Origin of the sequence: Mitsuaria sp. RG (assembly GCF_028369275.1) — a bacterium.
In the GTDB taxonomy this organism is placed as follows: Bacteria; Pseudomonadota; Gammaproteobacteria; order Pseudomonadales; family Pseudomonadaceae; genus Aquipseudomonas; species Aquipseudomonas peradeniyensis.
This window is the reverse complement of the sequence record NZ_JAQMYQ010000006.1, coordinates 143,277-162,487: the sequence shown is the minus strand read 5'-3', so window position 1 is coordinate 162,487 and position 19,211 is coordinate 143,277. Positions and strand designations below refer to the sequence as shown.

16 protein-coding genes are annotated in these 19,211 nt (G+C 67.8%); 15 read left to right on the top strand and 1 reads right to left on the bottom strand.

Annotation, left to right across the window (positions count from 1 at the left end; genetic code table 11):
• Positions 1-405 precede the first annotated feature (405 nt).
• From POF53_RS05855 to POF53_RS05785, 15 genes are all read left to right on the top strand, one after another.
• Positions 406-1,221 carry an ABC transporter permease gene (locus POF53_RS05855; RefSeq protein WP_254463619.1) on the top strand — a complete coding sequence of 272 codons (816 nt, stop codon included), beginning with the start codon at positions 406-408 and terminating at the stop codon, positions 1,219-1,221.
• A 2-nt stretch (positions 1,222-1,223) separates the two neighbouring features.
• Positions 1,224-1,985, top strand: a complete 762-nt coding sequence (locus POF53_RS05850; RefSeq protein ID WP_443201107.1) for an ABC transporter ATP-binding protein — start codon at positions 1,224-1,226, stop codon at positions 1,983-1,985.
• A complete protein-coding gene (locus POF53_RS05845) occupies positions 1,982-3,172 on the top strand; it encodes an acyl-CoA dehydrogenase family protein (protein WP_498966796.1) in 1,191 nt (396 codons plus the stop codon). Before POF53_RS05850 ends, POF53_RS05845 begins: the two co-directional genes overlap by 4 nt.
• Positions 3,169-4,113 (top strand): D-isomer specific 2-hydroxyacid dehydrogenase family protein, encoded by a 945-nt coding sequence (locus POF53_RS05840; RefSeq protein WP_498966794.1) that lies wholly within the window; start codon positions 3,169-3,171, stop codon positions 4,111-4,113. The genes POF53_RS05845 and POF53_RS05840 overlap by 4 nt, the downstream gene beginning before the upstream one ends.
• Positions 4,110-4,928, top strand: a complete 819-nt coding sequence (locus POF53_RS05835; protein WP_203646427.1) for a class II aldolase/adducin family protein — start codon at positions 4,110-4,112, stop codon at positions 4,926-4,928. Before POF53_RS05840 ends, POF53_RS05835 begins: the two co-directional genes overlap by 4 nt.
• 15 nt (positions 4,929-4,943) lie before the next feature.
• A complete protein-coding gene (locus POF53_RS05830; RefSeq protein WP_203646428.1) occupies positions 4,944-5,900 on the top strand; it encodes an ABC transporter substrate-binding protein in 957 nt (318 codons plus the stop codon).
• Between the two features lie 160 nt (positions 5,901-6,060).
• On the top strand, positions 6,061-7,257 hold the full coding sequence (locus POF53_RS05825; RefSeq protein ID WP_498966793.1) for a dipeptidase: 1,197 nt from the start codon (positions 6,061-6,063) through the stop codon (positions 7,255-7,257).
• Positions 7,258-7,577: 320 nt separating this feature from the next.
• Complete coding sequence (locus POF53_RS05820; RefSeq protein WP_498966792.1) at positions 7,578-9,152, top strand: flavin monoamine oxidase family protein; 1,575 nt, start codon at positions 7,578-7,580, stop codon at positions 9,150-9,152.
• A gap of 75 nt (positions 9,153-9,227) precedes the next feature.
• Positions 9,228-9,722 (top strand): RidA family protein, encoded by a 495-nt coding sequence (locus tag POF53_RS05815; RefSeq protein ID WP_110737047.1) that lies wholly within the window; start codon positions 9,228-9,230, stop codon positions 9,720-9,722.
• A 55-nt stretch (positions 9,723-9,777) separates the two neighbouring features.
• Positions 9,778-12,228, top strand: a complete 2,451-nt coding sequence (locus tag POF53_RS05810; RefSeq protein ID WP_232856200.1) for a TonB-dependent receptor plug domain-containing protein — start codon at positions 9,778-9,780, stop codon at positions 12,226-12,228.
• 328 nt (positions 12,229-12,556) lie between these two features.
• On the top strand, positions 12,557-13,456 hold the full coding sequence (locus tag POF53_RS05805; protein ID WP_254463652.1) for an aliphatic sulfonate ABC transporter substrate-binding protein: 900 nt from the start codon (positions 12,557-12,559) through the stop codon (positions 13,454-13,456).
• Positions 13,457-13,690: 234 nt separating this feature from the next.
• Positions 13,691-14,467 (top strand): 2OG-Fe(II) oxygenase, encoded by a 777-nt coding sequence (locus POF53_RS05800; protein ID WP_050705786.1) that lies wholly within the window; start codon positions 13,691-13,693, stop codon positions 14,465-14,467.
• A gap of 5 nt (positions 14,468-14,472) precedes the next feature.
• Positions 14,473-15,222 (top strand): tRNA-dependent cyclodipeptide synthase, encoded by a 750-nt coding sequence (locus POF53_RS05795; RefSeq protein WP_096050126.1) that lies wholly within the window; start codon positions 14,473-14,475, stop codon positions 15,220-15,222.
• Positions 15,223-15,292: 70 nt separating this feature from the next.
• Complete coding sequence (locus tag POF53_RS05790) at positions 15,293-16,837, top strand: DHA2 family efflux MFS transporter permease subunit (protein WP_498966789.1); 1,545 nt, start codon at positions 15,293-15,295, stop codon at positions 16,835-16,837.
• On the top strand, positions 16,824-18,164 hold the full coding sequence (locus POF53_RS05785; RefSeq protein ID WP_498966787.1) for an LLM class flavin-dependent oxidoreductase: 1,341 nt from the start codon (positions 16,824-16,826) through the stop codon (positions 18,162-18,164). Before POF53_RS05790 ends, POF53_RS05785 begins: the two co-directional genes overlap by 14 nt.
• A gap of 111 nt (positions 18,165-18,275) precedes the next feature.
• Here the strand turns inward: POF53_RS05785 and POF53_RS05780 are convergent, their stop codons facing one another.
• Positions 18,276-19,190 (bottom strand): fatty acid desaturase family protein, encoded by a 915-nt coding sequence (locus POF53_RS05780; RefSeq protein ID WP_475861446.1) that lies wholly within the window; start codon positions 19,188-19,190, stop codon positions 18,276-18,278.
• Positions 19,191-19,211: the final 21 nt, after the last annotated feature.

Here is a 19,211-nt window from a genome sequence, read left to right as displayed (position 1 = left end):
GTGAGACAGGTGGGGCGCCAGTGGTGCCCACGCTGGAACCGCGTCGTACCAATAAGGCGTACCAGGTAATGTCACAGGATTGACTGGCCCGAAACAGATGTAGGAGCGGCCTTGCGTCGCGATGCGCCGCGCGGGCGGCGCTCGATCTTGAGGGCGCTGCAAGGGTTGCGGCGGACACCTTGCGGCCATAACACGATCAAAACCCCTGCGCCCGAATACCAAAAATATTATTTATATAACAACAATAAATAAATGCACATTCTGTATATTAGGTTAGAAGCAGATCGAATTTCACGTCCCTTTTTAAGATCGATAGCATAAGGATCAAGCCAGGCACCGGCGGGCTCGATCCACACTCCCGCCACCGCCAGCAATCAATGGAACGGCCTTGAGCGAGGAGATGGAATGTCCCGGCACAGCAACACCCTGGTACCCATCACAGCCCTGCTGCACTGGCAGGGCTTTCGCAATCTGGGCCTGCGACTGGTCAGCCCGTTGCTGCTGCTGGCGGCCTGGGAGCTTGCCTCGCGCAGCGGCCTGCTACCGCCGCGAATCATCGCCGCGCCCAGCGCCATCGGCGACACCCTCTGGCAGATGATCGTCAGCGGCGAGCTGGCCGGGCACCTGTGGGTGTCCCTCCAGCGCGCCCTGAGCGGCCTGGCCATCGGTGTCAGCGTGGGCACCGCGCTGGCCTTGCTCGCAGGCCTGTCACGGCGCGGCGAGCTGGCCATCGACTCGCCGGTGCAGATGCTGCGCACCTTGCCGTTCCTGGCCATCGTGCCGCTGTTCATCCTGTGGTTCGGCGTGGGCGAGACGCCCAAGATCGCCCTGATTGCCCTGGGTACCACCTTCCCGGTGTACCTCACCCTGTTCTCCGGCATCCGCGGCGTCGACCCCAAGCTGGTGGAGGCCGGGCAACTGTTCGGCCTGGGCCGCCTGGGGCTGGTCTGGCATGTAATCCTGCCCGGCGCGCTGCCGGCATTCTTCGTCGGGCTGCGCTATGCCTTCGGCATCAGCTGGCTGGGCCTTGTGGTGGTCGAGCAGATCAACGCCAGTGCTGGCCTGGGTTACCTGGTCAATGACGCGCGCGACTTCATGCGCACCGATGTCATCGTCATCTGCCTGATCGTCTACAGCGTGCTGGGCCTGTCCATCGACGCCCTGGTGCGCCTGCTCGAACGCCTGGCCCTGGCCTGGCGCCCCACCTTCATAAGGAACTGACCATGGAAGTCGCACTGCAACGCCTGCGCCCCCCAGTGCGGGTGCGCGGGCTCACGCGCAGGTTCCAGGGCCACACGGTGCTCGACGGCCTGGACCTGGACCTGGCACCCGGCGAGTTCGTCGCCTTGCTCGGCCGCAGCGGCTCGGGCAAGACCACCCTGCTGCGGGCGCTGGCCGGGCTCGACCGGGTGGAGGCGGGCACCCTGGAGGTGCCCGGCGCCCATGCGGCGGTGTTCCAGGAGCCGCGGCTGATGCCCTGGAAGCGGGCCTGGCGCAATGTCGTCCTGGGCCTGAGGGGCGCCGAGCCGAAAGCGCGTGCCCTGGCGGCGCTGCGTGAGGTGGGCCTGGCGCACCGCACCGAGGCCTGGCCGGGCACCCTGTCCGGCGGCGAGGCCCAGCGCGTGGCCCTGGCCCGGGCATTGGTGCGCGAGCCGCAACTGCTGCTGCTCGACGAGCCGTTCGCCGCGCTGGATGCCTTGACCCGCATCCGCATGCACCAGTTGATCCTCGAACTGTGGCGCACCCATCAGCCGTCGGTGCTGCTGGTCACCCACGACGTCGACGAGGCCTTGCTGCTGGCCGACCGCGTGGTGGTGCTGGAGGCGGGGCGCCTCGCCGAGCAGATCCCGATCCGCCTGCCGCGTCACCGCGAGGTGGCCAGCCGTGGCTTCCAGGAACTGCGCCAACACCTGCTGGCCCTGCTCGGCGTCGAAGCGCCCGCGGCCAGCCATGCCCACACCCTCGCACGGACCGCCCAACGATGAGCCTCGACCTGCACACCAGCGCCAAGGCGCCCGATCTCGATTCACCGGCCTTCGCCGATCTGCTGGCCCACCTGAGCGACGAATTTGCCGCCAGCGCCGCCGAGCACGATCGCCAGGGCAGCTTCCCCCACGCCAACCTGCACCGCCTGCATGAACACGGCCTGCTGGCCCTGACCGTGCCGCGCCGTCTGGGCGGTGGCGAAGCAACGCTGGCCCAGGCTCGGCGGGTGATCGCCGCCGTGGCCCGGGGCGAGCCATCCACCGCCCTGGTGCTGGTGATGCAGTACCTGCAGCATGCCCGCCTGCAGCAGAACCAGGCCTGGCCCGAGCACCTGCGCCTGCGCCTGGCCCGCGAGGCGGTGACCGACGGTGCGCTGGTCAACGCCCTGCGTGTCGAGCCGGAGCTGGGCACCCCGGCGCGGGGCGGCCTGCCGGGCACCGTCGCCCGGCGGGTGGCCGAGGGCTGGCGGATCAGCGGGCGCAAGATCTACTCCACCGGCATCCCCGGGCTGACCTGGCTGGCGGTGTGGGCACGCAGCGACGAGGCCGAACCGCGGGTCGGCACCTGGCTGGTGCACCGCGACACGCCGGGCATCCGCATCGAGGAAACCTGGGACCACCTGGGCATGCGTGCCACCTGCAGCCACGATGTGATTTTCGATGATGTACTGGTGCCCGCCGAACAGGCCGTGGATGTCCTCCCGGCGCACCAGCCACGCCCGTCCGAGCTCGACCACAACGGCGTACTGTGGCTGGCCGTGCTGCTGTCGAGCATCTACGACGGCGTCGCCCGGGCCGCCCGCGACTGGCTGGTGGGCTGGCTGGCCGGGCGCACGCCGGGCAACCTCGGCGCGCCGCTGTCGAGCCTGTCGCGATTCCAGGAACTGGTGGGGCGCATCGATGCCTTGCTGCTGTCCAACCGGGTCCTGCTCGACGCCGCCGCCGAAGGGCGCATCCCGGCAAGCGAGGCCACCCAGGTCAAGTACCTGGTGACCACCCAGGCCATCAGCGCCGTCGAGCTGGGCGTGGAGGCCATCGGCAACCCGGCGCTGGCCCGGGGCAATCCGCTTGAGCGGCATTACCGCGACGTGCTGTGCAGCCGTATCCACACGCCGCAGAACGACGCGGTGCTCGGCGCCGCCGGTCGCGCGGCGTTCGCCTTGCCCAGCCGTGGCGGCCAGGCATGAGCGGCGTGCGTATCGCCAGCCAGCTGGACGCCCGGTTCAACGCGTTGCTGGCCGCCGCCGTGCCGGGCGTGGAGATCCTGGCGCTGCCCAGGGGTGTGCCCCATGGCCTGCCGGACGATGTACGGGTCCTTTTGGCCGCGCCCGACGCTAGCCTGCGTGACGCCGTTGCGCCGCCCTCGGGCTGGCCGTTCGGGCTCGGCTTCGTGCAACTGGTCAGCTCCGGCATCGACTACTTTCCCGGCTGGCTGCTCAAGCCGCTGCCTGTGGCCAGTGCTCGCGGGGTGACGGCGGACAGCCTGGCCGAATTCGCCCTGGCATCGATGTTCGCCGCCGCCAAGCAACTGCCACATCTGTGGATCGACGAACCCGGGCAATGGCAACCACGTCCGCTGGCCTCGCTGGCCGGCAGCACCTTGGGTCTCTACGGCTTCGGGCGGATCGGCCAGGCCCTGGCGCGCAAGGCCCTGGCCCTGGACATCGAGGTGATTGCCCTGCGCCGTTCGGCCAGGCCGTTCGAGGTGCCCGGCGTACGGGGCGTGGCCAGCCTCGAGGAGCTGTTCGCCCGCGCCGATCACCTGGTGCTGGCGGCGCCGGCCGACCCGTCTACCCGGCATGTGGTCGATCGGCGCAGCCTCGCCCACGCCAAGCCCAGCCTGCACCTGATCAATATTGCCCGTGGCGCCCTGGTGGACCAGGACGCCTTGCTCGAGGCCCTGGACAGTGGCCAGGTGGCGCTGGCCAGCCTCGACGTCACCGAGCCCGAGCCGCTGCCGGCCGGGCACCGGCTGTACAGCCACCCCCAGGTCCGGCTGAGCCCCCACACCTCGGCCAACACGGCGCAGGTGTACCGCAACCTCGCCGCGCTGTTGGCGCGCAACCTCGACCATTTCCGTAGCGGACGACCGCTGGAGAACCTGCTGGCCCAAGGAGAGACCGCATGAGCGCCAGGCTGAGCCGCCTACCCACCGCCTATTCATTGCCCCGCGACGGCCACACCGTGCATCGCTGGCAGGACCCGCCGCAACAATCGACTCACGAGGCCGAGCGGTTGCTGCGCAAGCAGCGCCTGGCCGGTTCGTTCCGGCTGTTCGCCCGGCACGGCTTCGACATGGGCGGCGCCGGCCATATTACCGTGCGCGACCCTCAGTACCCCGATCACTTCTGGGTCAATCCGGTGGGCGTGTACTTCGGCCATATCCGCGTCAGCGACCTGCTGCTGGTCAACCCACGGGGCGAGATCGTCGAAGGGCAGGGCGCGTTGAACCTGGCCGCCTTCGCCATCCATGCGGCGCTGCACGAGGCGCGTCCGGACGTGGTGGCCGCCGCCCATGCCCATTCGTTGTACGGCAAGGCGTGGTCGAGCCTGGGACGCCTGCTCGACCCGCTGACCCAGGACGCCTGCGCCTTTCATGGCAAGCACGCGCTGTTCGACAACTTCACCGGGGTGGTGCTGGAGGCCAGCGAGGGGGCGCGTATCGCCGCCACCCTGGGGCCGGACAAGGTCGCGCTGATCCTGCAGAACCATGGGCTGCTCACCGTCGGGCGCACGGTAGAGGCCGCGGTGTGGCGCTTCATCGCCCTGGACAACGCCGCCCATGCGCAACTGCTGGCCGAGGCCGCCGGCACGCCGCGGCCGATCCCGGCGGCAGTGGCCGAGCACACCGCACGCCAGGTCGGCACCGAGTTCGGTGGCTGGTTCAGCTTCCAGCCGTACTGGGACCGCCTGCTGCGCGACGAACCCGATTTTCTCGACTGAGTGCAAGGAGGCGCCATGAATCGCCGTCGTTTTCTGCAGTACAGCGCCCTGGGCGGGCTCGCCTGCGCGCTGCCCGGCGCCTTTGCCCGCGACTGGCAGGGGCTGACCCTGGGCGTGGCCACCTACAAGGGCGCCGCGCCGACCTTCTTCGAGGAGGCCGGCATCGAGCGCCCGCCCTACGCGGTGAAATACGCCGAGTTCAACGGCGGCAACCTCGGCTTTGAGGCGTTGATCAGCGGTACCCTGGACCTGGCGCCGATGAGCGAGATCCCGCCGATCTTCGGCATTCGTAACCAGGCGCCGGTCAGGCTCATCGCTGTGCTGACCGGTGACGTCAACAACCAGGCCTTTGTCGTGCCCAAGGGCTCGACCATGCAGTCGCTGGCCGAGCTGCCGGGCAAGCGCGTGGGGTACATCCGCTCCACGTCCTCGCACTACATGCTGCTGCGCGCCCTCAAGGACCAGGGCCTGACCCTGGCGGACATCCAGCCCCTGGCGCTGACGCCCCAGGATGGTTTCGCCGCGTTCCAGAACGGCAACCTGGATGTCTGGGTGACCTTCGGCTACTTCATCCAGCTGGCCGAGCTGCGCAGCGGGGCGCGGGTGTTGCGCACCGGGCAGGGCTACCTGTCGGGCAACTACGTGATCGCCGCCAACCAGCGGGCGATCGAAGATCCGCGCAAGCGCGCGGCGATCGAGGACTACGTGCGCCGCGAGTACCGCAGCTGGCAGTGGGTGCAGCACCACCCCGAGGCCTGGGCCGCGCGTTGCGAGCAGGTGCTGGGCATTCCCCGGGAAGTGTTCATCGCCCAGTACAAGGCCCAGAGCGGGCCGCGGGTGCTGCAGGCGGTGGACGATGCCGCGGTGCGCTCGCAGCAGGATGTGGCCGACACTTTCTACGCCGCCGGCGTGCTGCCCCAGCGCCTGGATGTGGCGCCGTTGTGGGATCGGAGTTTCAGCTGGGCTTCGTGATTAACGCGGCCGCTCTGTAGGAGCGGCCTTGTGCCGCGAAAGGGCTGCAGAGCAGCCCCGTCGATCTTTGCGACAACGCCAAAATCCTGGGGCCGCTTTGCGGCCCTTTCGCGGCACAAGGCCGCTCCTACAGGGACCGCGCCTGGCAATAAGGAATTCTATGCCTCGCTCAACTCGATATGTCTGGGTGGCGTTGATGCTCGCCTGCGGCTGCGCGCTGGCCGATGTCCGCGCCCTCCACGAACGCCTGATTGTCCTCGACAGCCACCTGGACACGCCCATGCAACTGGCCCGGCCCGGCTGGGACATCGGCCAGCGCCACCGCTATGCCGACGACCTGTCCCAGGTCGACCTGCCGCGCATGCGCGACGGTGGTCTGGACGGCGGTTTCTTCGCCATCTTCACCCCCCAGGGACCGCTCACGCCCGAGGGCCGTACCCTGGCCAGCGAGCATGGCCTGGCGGTGATCACCCGGATCCGCGACATGGTCGCCGCCCGGCCGGACGCGTTCGCGCTGGCCACGCGGGCGCAGGAGGTACCGGCGATCGTCACCTCCGGCCGGCGGGTGGTGCTGATCAGCATGGAGAATGCCGAACCGCTGGCGGCCGACCCCGGCCGGTTGGCCACTTACCACCGCCTGGGTTTGCGCATGCTGGGCCTGGTGCATGCGCAGAACAACGACTTCGCCGACTCGGCCACCGCGTTGCCGAATTGGCATGGGCTGAGCCCGGCTGGCCGCGAACTGGTGCAGGCGGCCAACCGCCTGGGAATCCTCATTGACGTGTCCCATGCCTCCGATGCGGTGTTCGACCAGGTGCTGGCGTTGTCCAGCGCCCCGGTGATCGCCTCGCATTCCGGGGCCCGGGCCATCGGCCCGCATCCGCGCAATCTCGATGACGAACGATTGCGCCATCTCGCCGCCAAGGGTGGAGTGGTGCAAGTCAACACCTACGCCAGCGACCTGGTGCCGCGTGCGCCGAACCCCGAGCGGGACAAGGCCCTGGCGCCGCTGTACCGGGAGTTCCGCCTGGCGGCCAGCCTGCCGCCGGCGCAGGTGGCGGACCTGGCCCGGCGCATACGCGAGGCCGAGGCCCGGCATCCGTTGCCGGCCACCAGCCTGGACGACTTCATGCGCCATCTGCTGCACATCCTCGAGGTGGTCGGCCCGCGGCATGTCGGCATCGGCGCTGACTGGGACGGTGGTGGAGGGGTGGAGGGGTTGCGCGATGTCAGCCAGTTGCCAGAGATCACTGCGCGGTTGCTGGCAGCGGGGTACAGCGAGCAGGACCTGGCGGATATCTGGGGTGGGAACCTGTTGCGGGTGATGGAAGAAGCGCAATCTACGTGTCCACTGTAGGAGCGGCCTTGTGCCGCGAAAGGGCTGCATCGCAGCCCCCAGGCATTGGTGTCACATCGTCGATCGTCGGGGCCGCCTTGCGGCCCTTTCGCGGCACAAGGCCGCTCCTACAAAAAAGCAGGTGTTTCAAAATAATTATGCGTTCTGCGCAGCATGCAAAGCTTAAGACATTACACATTTTAATATTTGCATATGCTCAAAATGTATTTCTCTTAGCTCATCCCGCTCTCTAGGATGGCTCCACATAGAGCGTTTTCGTAGCTTGAAAACATCAAGTCATAACCGAAAGCGATAACCGTGGACCAGGGAGAGTGCCCGCGATGCCATTGACCAGACGCCAGCTCATTGCCCGTATCGGTATGGTCGGTGGCCTGCAAGCCGCCACGGCGGCCCTGGGGTTGTTCGGGTCGCTGGGCCCGGCGCGGGCCGGCCAGGAGAACTACGCCCAGCTGCCGCTGGCCCGTGTCGGGCAGGGCGCCAGTGTCACCGTGGTCGGCGCCGGCATCGGCGGCCTGGTGGCCGCCTACGAGCTGCGCAAGGCCGGCTTTGCCGTCACCCTGCTGGAGGCCCGCGAGCGGGTCGGCGGGCGCAACTGGACCGTGCGCCGGGGTGACCGGGTCGCGTTCACCGATGGCAGCGTGCAGACCGTCGAGTTCGACGATGGTTTCTACCTCAACGCCGGCCCTGGCCGGTTGCCCAGCCATCATCAGCTGATGCTCGGCTACTGCCGCGAACTGGGGGTGGAGCTTGAAGTGCTGGTCAACACCAGCCGCAACGCTCTGGTGCGTCCCGACCTCGACCAGCCACCGATGCAGATCCGCCAGGCGGTCAACGACAGCCGCGGGCACCTGGCCGAACTGCTGGCCAAGGCCGTCGACCGCCAGGCCCTGGACCAGGAGTTGAGCCTGGACGACCAGCGCAACCTGCTGGGCTTCCTGCGCACCTGGGGCGACCTGTCGGAGAAGCTCGAGTACCTGGGTTCGGCGCGCTCGGGCTACAAGGTCTGGCCCGGGGCCGGCGACCAGCAAGCACTGCGCAACGACCCGCTGCCCCTGCGCACCTTGCTCAACCCGGCGCTGGGCACGGCGCTGATGATCGACGAGTACCCGGAGTTCTCGCCGACCATGTTCCAGCCGGTGGGCGGCATGGACCGCATTCCCCTGGCGTTCCAGCGCCACCTGCAGGATGCCCTGCGCCTGGGGGCCGAGGTACGCTCGATTCGCCATTTCGACGACCGGGTGGAGATCGGCTACCAGCAGCATGGCCAGCCGCAGCGCATCACCAGCGACTATGCGGTGATCGCCTTGCCGCTGCCGTTGCTGGCGAAGCTCGACAGCAACTTCAGCGCCCCGGTGCGCCAGGCCATCGCCGCCGTGCAGTTCGGTCACGCCAACAAGGTGGCCTGGCAGTCCCGGCGCTTCTGGGAGACCGACTACCAGATCTACGGCGGCCTGTCGTTCATCAACCAGGCGTCGTCCGGGCTGTGGTACCCCAGCGGCGGCTTCAACCAGGCCGAGGGCATTCTCGTCGCCGCCTACAACAACGGCGAGACCGCCCGCCAGTTTGCCGACAAGTCGGTCGCCGAGCAGATCGCCCTGTCGCGCCAGGCCGTGGAGCTGCTGCACCCGGGCCACGACCACGAACTGCGCAAACCGCTGGTGGTGGACTGGGGGCGCATACCCCACAGCCTCGGGCCGTGGATCAGCCACCCGCTGGCCGACGCCGACTACGACCTGCTCAACCAGGCCCAGGGCCGGGTGCACCTGACCAGCGACGCCCTGGCCCACAGCGGTATCGGTATCTGGCAGGAAACCGCTGCCGGAGCCGCCCGGCGGGTGGTGCGCAACCTGTGCGAGCGTGCCCAGGGCACCTCGCAGAGCCGGCAGACAGCCTGACTACTACACAACTAAAACCATCTGCCAGGTAGCGGACCTCCGAGGCTGGCGCCTACACATCAGTGGAGCTTCGCCATGCCTTTCAAGCACGCCCTTCTGGGGTTGGGGGTCCTGTTCGCCGCGGCCAGCCAGGCCGCCGATATCGAGCGCGTCCCCTCGACCTATCCCAACTCGCCGATCCTGCAGTCGGCGACCCTGCCGCCGGGCACGGCGCTGACCTTCGTCTCCGGCATCCTGCCCGACCCGGCCGACCCCAAGGCGGCCAAGGACGAGCTGCGCGCCAGCGGCGACACCGAGGCGCAGACCGTGGCGGTGCTGCGCAAGGTCGAGGCCGCCCTGGCGCCGCGCGGGCTGGGCCTGGGCGACGTGGTGCAGTTGCGGGTGTACCTGGTGGGCGACCCGGGGTTGCAGGGACGCATGGATTTCGACGGCCTGCAGCGCGGCTTCCGCCAGTTCTTCGGCAATGACCGTCAACCGTTGAAACCGACCCGCACCACGGTGCAGGTGGCCGGGTTGGTGTTGCCCGGCGCCCTGATCGAAGTCGAGGCGGTCGCCGCCAAGGCCCGTTGAACCCCGAACCCGATAGCGGCGGCCGGGCCATGGTCGCCACAAGGAATATCCGCAGATGCCCAAGACCTTCAAGCTTTCCCCCGTGGCCACCGCCCTGGCCCTGAGCCTGGCTGGCGAGGCCATGGCCGCCGAAGACCCGGCGCTGTCCACCGTGGTGGTGACCGGCGTGCGTGGCAGCCAGCAGCGCACCGTGACCGACAGCCCGGTGCCGGTGGACGTGATTTCCGGCGAGCAGTTGCGCACCAGTGGCCAGAACGGCCTCAAGGACATGCTCACGCGCCTGCTGCCCTCGTTCAACGCGCCGACCATCAACGGCGGCGGCACTGCATTCCTGGTGCGCGGCATCAGCATGCGCGGCCTGGGCGGCGACCAGGTGTTGATCCTGGTCAACGGCAAGCGCCGGCACAACACGGCGATGATCAACAACAACGCCCGGGTCGGCACCGCCGCGGTGCCGGTGGACCTCGACCTGATTCCCACCGCGGCGATCGAGCGCATCGAGGTGCTGCGGGACGGCGCGGCGGCGCAGTACGGCTCCGACGCCATCGCCGGGGTGATCAACATCATCCTCAAGCAGGATGCCGAGGGCATCACCTCCGACAGTTCGCTCGGCCAGTACTACGCCGGCGACGGCACCAGCGGCCATGAGGCGGCCAATGCCGGCTTCGGCCTGGGTGACGGCGGCTTCCTCAACCTGTCGTTCGACGCCAAGGTGCAGGAGCCCTACGACCGCGCCGGCGCCGTGCGCGGCAATTTCACCACCCTGGCCAACGGCCAGCCCGACCCGCGCCTGACAGAGCGTCACGGTTGGGGCGAGGAATACGGCCTGGGCCGCGACCGCACCTACAGTGGCGCCTACAACCTGGAACTGCCGCTGGGCGAGGAACTGAAGCTGTATTCGTTCTCCACCCTCAGCTACCGCGACGGCAAGAAAGTCCTCGGCCACCGCGCGCCCACCGACATCACCGCCACCAACTGGCTGCCCAACGCGCCTTATCCGAAAGGCGGCCAGGCCACCCGCGAAGTGGAGGAGACCGACTACCAGGTGCTTGCCGGCCTCAAGGGCCTGGCTGCCGAGTGGGACTGGGACCTGTCGACCACCTATGGCCGCGACAAGGCCAAGCTGTACACCGACAACAACCTCAACTTGTCCAACGACCCGTTGCTGAGCCAGCGGCGCTTCCACCTGACCGACGAGATCTTCGACCAGTGGACCACCAACCTGGATTTCAGCCGGGCCCTGGACATCGGCTGGAGCAGCCCGCTGGAAACCTCGTTCGGCGTCGAGTACCGCTGGGAGAAGTACGAGCTTACCGAGGGCGAGCCCAATTCCTACAACTACGGCGACTATGTGATCCCCAGCGGCCCGCTGGCCGGGCGGCGCCCGGACCCGGGGCTGTTCTCGGTCAACGGCACCACGCCGGAGGACGCCGGGCAGATGATCCGCCACAGCGGCGCGGCCTATGTCGATTTCGGCATTAACCTCACGCCGCAGTGGTACAGCGCCTTCGCCCTGCGCTACGAGCGCTACAACCAGGAGGTCGGCGAGACCGTCAGCGGCAAGTTCACCACCCGCTACGAGTTCGCCCCGGGCTATGCGGTCAGGGCCGCGGTGAGCAATGGCTTCCGCGCGCCGTCGCTGGCGCAGAACGTGTTTTCCTCGACCAGTTCGGTGACCATTTTCGGCGCCGGCGGCAGCACCAGCACGGCGCGCACCAAGCAGATGCGCCCAGGCTCGCCCGAGGCCATCGCCTTGGGTGCCCAGACCCTGGAGCCGGAGAAGTCACGCAACTACAGCCTGGGCTTCACCGCCGAGCCCACCGACCGCTTGCGCCTGACCGCCGACTTCTACCTGATCGACATCGACGACCGCATCCTGCAGACCGGCGTGCTCACCGGCCCCGCCGTGTCGAGCATCCTGGTGGCCAACGGCCTGTCGCCGGACCTCTCGGGGCAATACTTTGCCAACGCCGCCGATACCCGCACCAAGGGTGTCGACCTGGTGGCCGAGTATCGCCAGCCGCTGGCCGAGTACGGCACCGTGCGCTGGAGCCTGGCTTACAACCACAACAAGACCAGCATCCGCGACCTGGCCGACACCCCGGCGAGCCTGTCGAGCCTGGGCGCGGGCTACGTGCTGTTCGACCGCCAGCAGCAGATCGACCTGACCAAGGCCACACCCAAGGACAAGTGGATCCTCAACAGCAACTACAAGGTCGACGACTGGACGGTGAACCTGACCCTGACCCGCTACGGCGAGTACACCGAAGGCTCGAACATCCCGGCCAACGACCGAACCTACGGCGCCAAGTGGATCACCGATATCGACGTGGCCTACGACCTCACCCAGAACATCACAGTGGCGCTGGGCGCCAACAACCTGTTCGACAAGTACCCGGACAAGATCGGCATCGTGCCCTGGGCCGGGACCTACGAGTACGGCATGTTCTCGCCTTATGGACTGGGTGGGGGGTACTACTACGGCCGTGTGAGCCTGGCGTTCTGATGGGTACTCGCGAAGCTGACGGCTTTCCTGTGGGAGCGGGTTCACCCGCGAACACCGGCATGGCCGGTGCCATCCACCGCGGTGTGCCATTCGCGGGTAAACCCGCTCCCACAGGGGCGTGGCTCGCTGGCGTGTTGCTGTGCCTGATGCTGGGCGTGTCACACGCCGGCCAGCCATGGGAGTTTCCTGCATGATTGAGCGTGGGAGCGGGCTTGCCCCGCGATCACCGGCAGAGCCGGTGCCATCCAACGCGCTGCCTGCATCGCGGGGCAAGCCCGCTCCCACGGGATTCAGGGGGCGTTACATCCTGGCGGGGTTGCTGTGCCTGATGCTGGGGATCGCACACGCCGAAGAAACCCTGCGCGTCTCCAGCCAGAAGAACTCGCTGCAGGTGCTGCTGCAGGCCGCCGGCGAGCTCGAGGATGTGCCATACCCCCTGGAGTTCGCCGCCTTCGGCGCCGCCGCGCCCACCGCCGAAGCCCTGGCGGCCGGCGCGGTGGATATCGGCACCCTGGGCACCGCGCCGTTCGTGTTCGCCACGGCGGCCGGCGCCGGGCTCAAGACCGTCGGGGTGGTGCGCCTGCAGGTGACGCCCACGGCGGTGGCAATCGTCGTGCCCGACAGTTCACCCCTGACCGACGCGGCGTCGCTGGTGGGCCGGCGCATCACCACCACCCGTGGCTCCATCGGCCATTACCTGGCGCTGGCCGCATTGCGCGCCAGCGGCCATAAAGGCCGCGACGCCACGTTCGTGTTCCTCCAGCCGGGCGAGTCGCGCAGCCTGCTGGCCAACGGCGGCGCCGATGCCTGGGCCACCTGGGATCCGTACACCAGCATGGTCCAGCTCGAAGGCGGCACGCGGGTGCTGGTCAGCGGCGAAGGTTTGTTCGCCGGCAACATGCTGCTGGTGGCCAACCCCGCGGCGATTCGCGACAAGCCGGCGCAACTGCGGGATTTCCTGCATCGGGTCGGCCGCGCCTGGGACTGGGCCAACGCTCATGTCGAGCAATTCTCGGCGATCCAGGCCCGCCAGAGCGGGCTGCCACTGGAAGTGCACCTGCGCTCGAACCGCTATTCACAGCCACGCCGGGTCGCAGTGGACGACGCCCTGGTCAGGGACCTGGCCGACACCGCCCGGCTGTACCGGGACGAGGGGGTGATCGGTCCGGGCTTCGTTGCCGAACAACAGGTGGATACGCAGTTCAATGAGGCGCCGAAAGTTCAGTAAAAGTTACCCGTAACGCATGAACCAAGTTGTCATTTTTATAATGTTCATGCGCATTGCTGATAATGGTTGAAGTTGCTATGTAATATTTTGAAAAAAGTTTTGATGCTAGAGAAAAACGATATTTCACAAGCGCTTGCCGCTTGTTGAAGATGGCCTGGCGACCATCGGATGTCGCCGGTTATCCGCCCATCACAGGTGCAGTCAAACCGTTCAGGAATAGGCGAGGGAGTGTTCATGCTGACAATTACCACGGTCGAGGAGTTGACCGCCGCACAGTTAGACGATGTGATTCACGCCCGCACACTGGGCATCCTGATCAAAGGCTTCGCACCCGCCGATACCGTGGCACTGGCCCTGGAGCGCCTGAGCCATCACGAACTGCGCGGCGCCTTCAGCGAACAGACCGAGTTCGTGCGCCTGGGCAAGGCCTATATCGAGATCAAGGACGAAGCCAGCCGCGCCGAGTATCACGGCCAGGCCATCGGCAACATCCGCAAGATCCGCAGCGCCTTCGGCCCGCTGGCGTCGCCCATCGATCACCTGCGCCTGCTGCTCGACGAGGTCTGGCCCAAGGGGGCGCGGCTGCTGGATGTGAACGGGCAGAAGTGCTTCGTCGGCATTGCCCGCTTCCAGGGCAACAATGTCGACCTCACGCCGCATACCGACGACCTGGCGCGCAACGCCCCGGCCGACCACCAGCCGCGGCTGCTCACCCAGCTGTCGACCAACATCTACCTGCAGATCCCCGAGGACGGCGGCGAGCTGGAGATCTGGAACCTGCACCCGGACGAGGCCGAATACCAGCGCCTGCGTGGCCAGCGCGCCTACGGCATCGAGCGCCACCTGCTGCCGCCGCCGGACCTGGTGGTCAAGCCCGAGCCGGGCGACCTGATCTTCCTCAACCCGCGGCTGATCCACGCGGTGCGCCCTTCGGCCACCAGCACCCGGGTCACCCTCGGCGTATTCATCGGTTATTTCGGCGACGACCAGCCTTTGGCCTACTGGAGCTAAGCGACATGAGCAATGTGGAAGCGATCAACCTCAAAGCCTATTTCAACAAGGGCGGCGAAGAACTGGACTTCACCGGCAAGCGCTGCGTGCTGGCGGTCAGCGTGGGCCAGGAATACCACGAGGAGCACAAGCTCAGCTCCACCGTGCACCTGATCAACAAATCCGGCTTCAGCCAGGTGAAGGTGGTGGTGGCCGACACCCTGCAGCGCCACAACAAGCACGGCAAGTCGCCGGGCGAGGCGCTGTCGGCGTCGATCCGCGACGGCGACGCGTGGTTGGCGCGCAATCGCAAGTACCTGGCCGGGCTCGAGGCGCCGGTGCGCATCAGCCGCTGGAACCAGGAGCTGGCCTCGGACCGCTACGCCGAGCTGCGCCAGCAGGTGAACCAGCTGTACCGCGACAGCGAGGACCTGCGCGGCGCCATCGAGGCGACCATCGGCGTGTTCATCGAGCGTTTGCGATTGCGCGACCCCGAGGCGGACCTGGAGCGCGCTGCCGCCCAATGCCGTGAGTACATCCTCGAGGAGGTGCCGATCATCCTGCCGCAGTGGGCCGAGGAGGGGTACGACTACGTGATCTACCCGCAGCAGATGACCGATGCCATGGCCACCGCCCGGCGCCTGCTGGTCGAGCCGCACGCGCCGGAGCGGGTGCACTGGTTGCCGCTGAAGTTCAAGAAGCGCGGCATCCCGATTCCCTTCACCCTGCCAGGAGCGGCGCATCCGGCCTGGGCCGCCAGCGCCATTGCCATCTGAGTCTTCGCAATCCCGGCCCCACGCCACACGGACGACGGCCTTCATACTGAAATCCGGAACAGGAGTTTCCATGGGCGTTTTTGCGCAACAGCAACGCAAATGGTGGGCTTTGCTCGGTGTGAGCATCGCCAGTTTTCTCGGCTGCGTCGACTTCACCATCGTCAATACCGCGCTGCCGGCGCTGCAGGCCGACCTCGGCGCCTCGGTGGACAGCCTGCAGTGGGTGATCAACGGCTTCATCCTGGCGCTTTCCAGCGCCATGGTGCTGGTCGGCCGGCTGGCCGACCTGAAAGGCCGCCGACGGGTGCTGAATATCGGGCTGGGAGTGTTCGGACTGGCCTCGCTGGCGGCGGGGCTGGCCACCGGCATCGACACCCTGGTGGCGGCCCGGGTCGCCCAGGGCCTGGCCTGCGCGGTGCTGTACACCGCGTCGGGGGCGATCGTCGCGGCCACCTTCGCCAGCGAGGAGCAGGGCAAGGCCTTCGGCGTGCTGTTCGGGGTCAACGGCATTGGTCTTGCCGCGGGGCCGGTGCTGGGCGGGCTGATCACCAGCGCCTTCGGCTGGCAGTGGATCTTCCTGGTCAACGTGCCGTTCGTGCTGCTGAGCCTGGCGATCATCGCCGTGGCGGCGGACGAGTCGCGGGCCGGCGAGGAGGGCGCGCGGCTCGACTGGCTGGGCGCGCTGCTGTTGCTGGTGGGCTTGCCGAGCCTGGTGCTGGTGATCGTCCAGGGCGCCGCTTGGGGCTGGACCTCGGCCAATACCTTGGGCCTGCTGGCGGTGGCGCTGCTCGCCTTGCTGGTCTTCGTTGGGGTCGAGTTGCGGGTCGATGCACCGATCATCGACCTGCGCCTGTTCGCCAACCGCCGTTTCGTCGCGGCGGTCACCGCCAGCTTCGGCCTGGCGGTGTTCTATTGCGTGGCATTCTTCGTCATGCCGCTGTACCTGGCGTTGATCCGTGGCGAGAGCGTGCAGGCCAGCGGCCTGCTGTTGTTGCCGACAACGCTCGGGGTGGCGTTGCTGTCGCCGCTGGTGGGCCGCCTGGTGGACCGCAAGGGCCCGGCGCTGCTGGTGCAGGCCGGGCTGCTGCTGTTCGTGCTGTCCGCCGTGCTGCAGGCGGCATTTGGCGAGCACACCTCGCTGTTGCATCTGTTGGGCGCATTCGCCGTGATGGGGCTGGGTTGGGCCTGCATCCTCGGGCCCTCGACGGTACTGGGGATCTCGTCAGTGCCGCAGCAGGTGAGCTCGGTGGCCATGGGCTCGCTGATGACCCTGCACAATGTCGGCGGTGGGCTAGGGCTGGCGGTGGGGGTAGGGTTGTACCGGGCGGTGGCCACCGATAGGTTGTCCGCCGCCAGCGGCGTGACCGTGCAGACCGACTGGCTGGCCCGGGCGGCGGCTGCGCCGGAGCAAGGTGCGACCTTGTTGGCCGAGCACCTGGGGCAGGGCGGCGATGTCCTGCAGGGCTGGGTGCATGCCGCGTTCCTCGACGGTTACCAGGCGCTGATGGTGTTCCTCGCCGTCAGCCTGTTGCTGGTCTGGGGCGGCGTGACCTTGCTGCTGCGCACGGCGAAAGTCGCCGCGCCCGCCCAGGAGCCCAGCCATGGCAAGGCGTGACGGCCGCCTGCGGCTGGGCGCCTTCCTCTCCGGCGCCGGGGCGCACGCCGGCAGTTGGCGGCACCCGCAGGCCGACGCCGATGCCTCGATCAACTTCGAGCGCTACCGGCAGTACGCCCAGACCTTGGAACGCGGGCGTTTCGACGCGCTGTTCCTCAACGACAACGTCGCCGTCGGCGAGCTGGACCCACGGGTGCTGCGCAGCAGCGCCTACAGCCTGCGTTGGGATCCGCTGACCTTGCTGCCGGCGCTGGCGGTGGTAACCCGCCATATCGGCCTGATCGCCACCGCCAACACCAGTTTCAACGAGCCTTACAACATCGCCCGCACGTTTGCCTCCCTCGATCACCTGTCCGGTGGTCGCGCCGGCTGGAACCTGGTGACCGCGCTGATCGGTGGCGAGAACTTCAACCAGGGGGCGCATCTGCCCCACGCCGATCGCTATGCCCGCGCCGAGGAGTTCTTCGACGTGGTCACCGGGCTCTGGGATAGCTGGGCGGACGATGCCTTCCCGCTGGACAAGGCCTCCGGTACCTGGCTGGAGCCTGCGCGCATGCGGGTGCTCGACCACCAGGGCGAGCATTTTCGCGTACAGGGTCCCTTGAATGCGCCAAGGCCGCTGCAAGGCTGGCCAGTGATTGCCCAGGCCGGTTCCTCGCAGGCCGGCCGGGCGCTGGCGGCACGCAGCGCCGAGTTGGTATTCACCGCCCAGCAGACCTTGAGCGAGGGCCGGGCGTTCTACGCCGACATCCACCAGCGCCTGGCCCTGGCCGGGCGGGCGCCGGAGTCGTTGCTGGTGTTTCCGGGCCTGGCGCCGGTGGTGGGCCGCACGGCCAGCGAAGCCCAGGAGAAGCACGAGCAGCTGCAGTCGCTGGTGGATCCGGAGGCGGCGCTCAAGGCGTTGTCGTTCCTGCTGGACATCGGCATCGACCTGGAGCAGTTGCCGGCGGATGCCCCGGTGGTGCTGCCGGACCCTTTGCCGTTGACCGAGCGGCACCAGAGCCGCCAGCAGTTGGTGGTGGACCTGATCCGCCGCGAACGGCCCACCGCCAGGCAGTTGCTGGCCAGGCTCGGCGCGGGCGGGCACCGGCTGCTGGTGGGCACGCCGGGGCAGATCGTCGCGGAGATGGCCTGCTGGTTCGAGGAGGGGGCGGCGGATGGCTTCAACCTGCTGTTTACCCACCTGCCGGGTGGGCTGGATGATTTTGTCGGGCAGGTGGTGCCCGAGTTGCAGCGGCTGGGGTTGTTCCGGCGTGAGTATGAGGGGCGTACGTTGCGGGAGAATCTGGGGCTGCGGTATGTGCCCAATCGCCATTTTTCGAACTGAGCATGGCGCCTGTGGGAGCGGGCTTGCCCCGCGATGGCGTCATTAGCGAACTGACGCTATCGCGGGGCAAGCCCGCTCCCACGAATACCTGTACTGACCCGGAGGGGCAGCTCAACCCCGCTGATCGAAGAAATGCCCCATCAGCTGCAACAACGGCCGCCGCCGGTTCTTCACCGCGAACTCCCACTCATGGGTCTGCGACGGCGCATGGCCGACCTCATGCTCGCTCAGCAGCTTCTGCACCTGGGCCAACCGGTACCACGGCACCGAGGGGAAGGCGTGGTGGACGATATGCAGGTTGAAGTTGAGGATCACATAGCGCGACCACAGCGGCAGGTCCTTGCAGTCATGGGACACGCCGTCCTGCTCCCAGAACTGCAGGCGGTCGGCGTCCCGCGCAAGCAACGGTGCCTCGGCGTGGTGGGGGAGGTTGAGCAGCTCGACCATGAAGAACAGGAACAGCCAGGTGATCCCGTAGAACAGCACCAGGTCAAGCAGGTGCCCCAGGCTCCAGGCCAGCACGGCCGCCGCCAGGTAACCGGCCAGGTACAGGCGGGCGAAGCGTATCTCCTTGAGAATCCTCGGCGAACTGTCGCCCTTGGCCCGGGCAATGAACGGCGCGCGCCAGTTGAGCAGGAAATGGTTGGCGGCGATCATCGGGATCCAGTGCTTCCAGACGAACTCCAGGGTGCGCTCCTGCTTTTTCGTCATCACCGAGAAGCGCTCGATCATGCCGCGGTTCTCCGGGTCGTTCACCGGGTGTGCGGTCCAGGTGTGGTGGGCCATGTGGAAGCGCCGACGGACCAGGAACGGCAAGGCGATCAGCCAGCCGTCGCAGTGGCCGATGAAGTCGTTGAGCCGACGGTTGGCCGAGGCGGCGCCGTGGGTCGCCTCGTGCATGATCAGGTAGAGCTGCACGGTGGCCAGGCCTGCCAGCACCAGGCCCAGCAACTGCAAGGCGGTGGAGTCGGCGAGCCACAGGTTCCAGGCCACCGCCAACAACGCCAGGTCGGCGACCCAAAGCATCACGGTCCAGGGTTCCCGGGC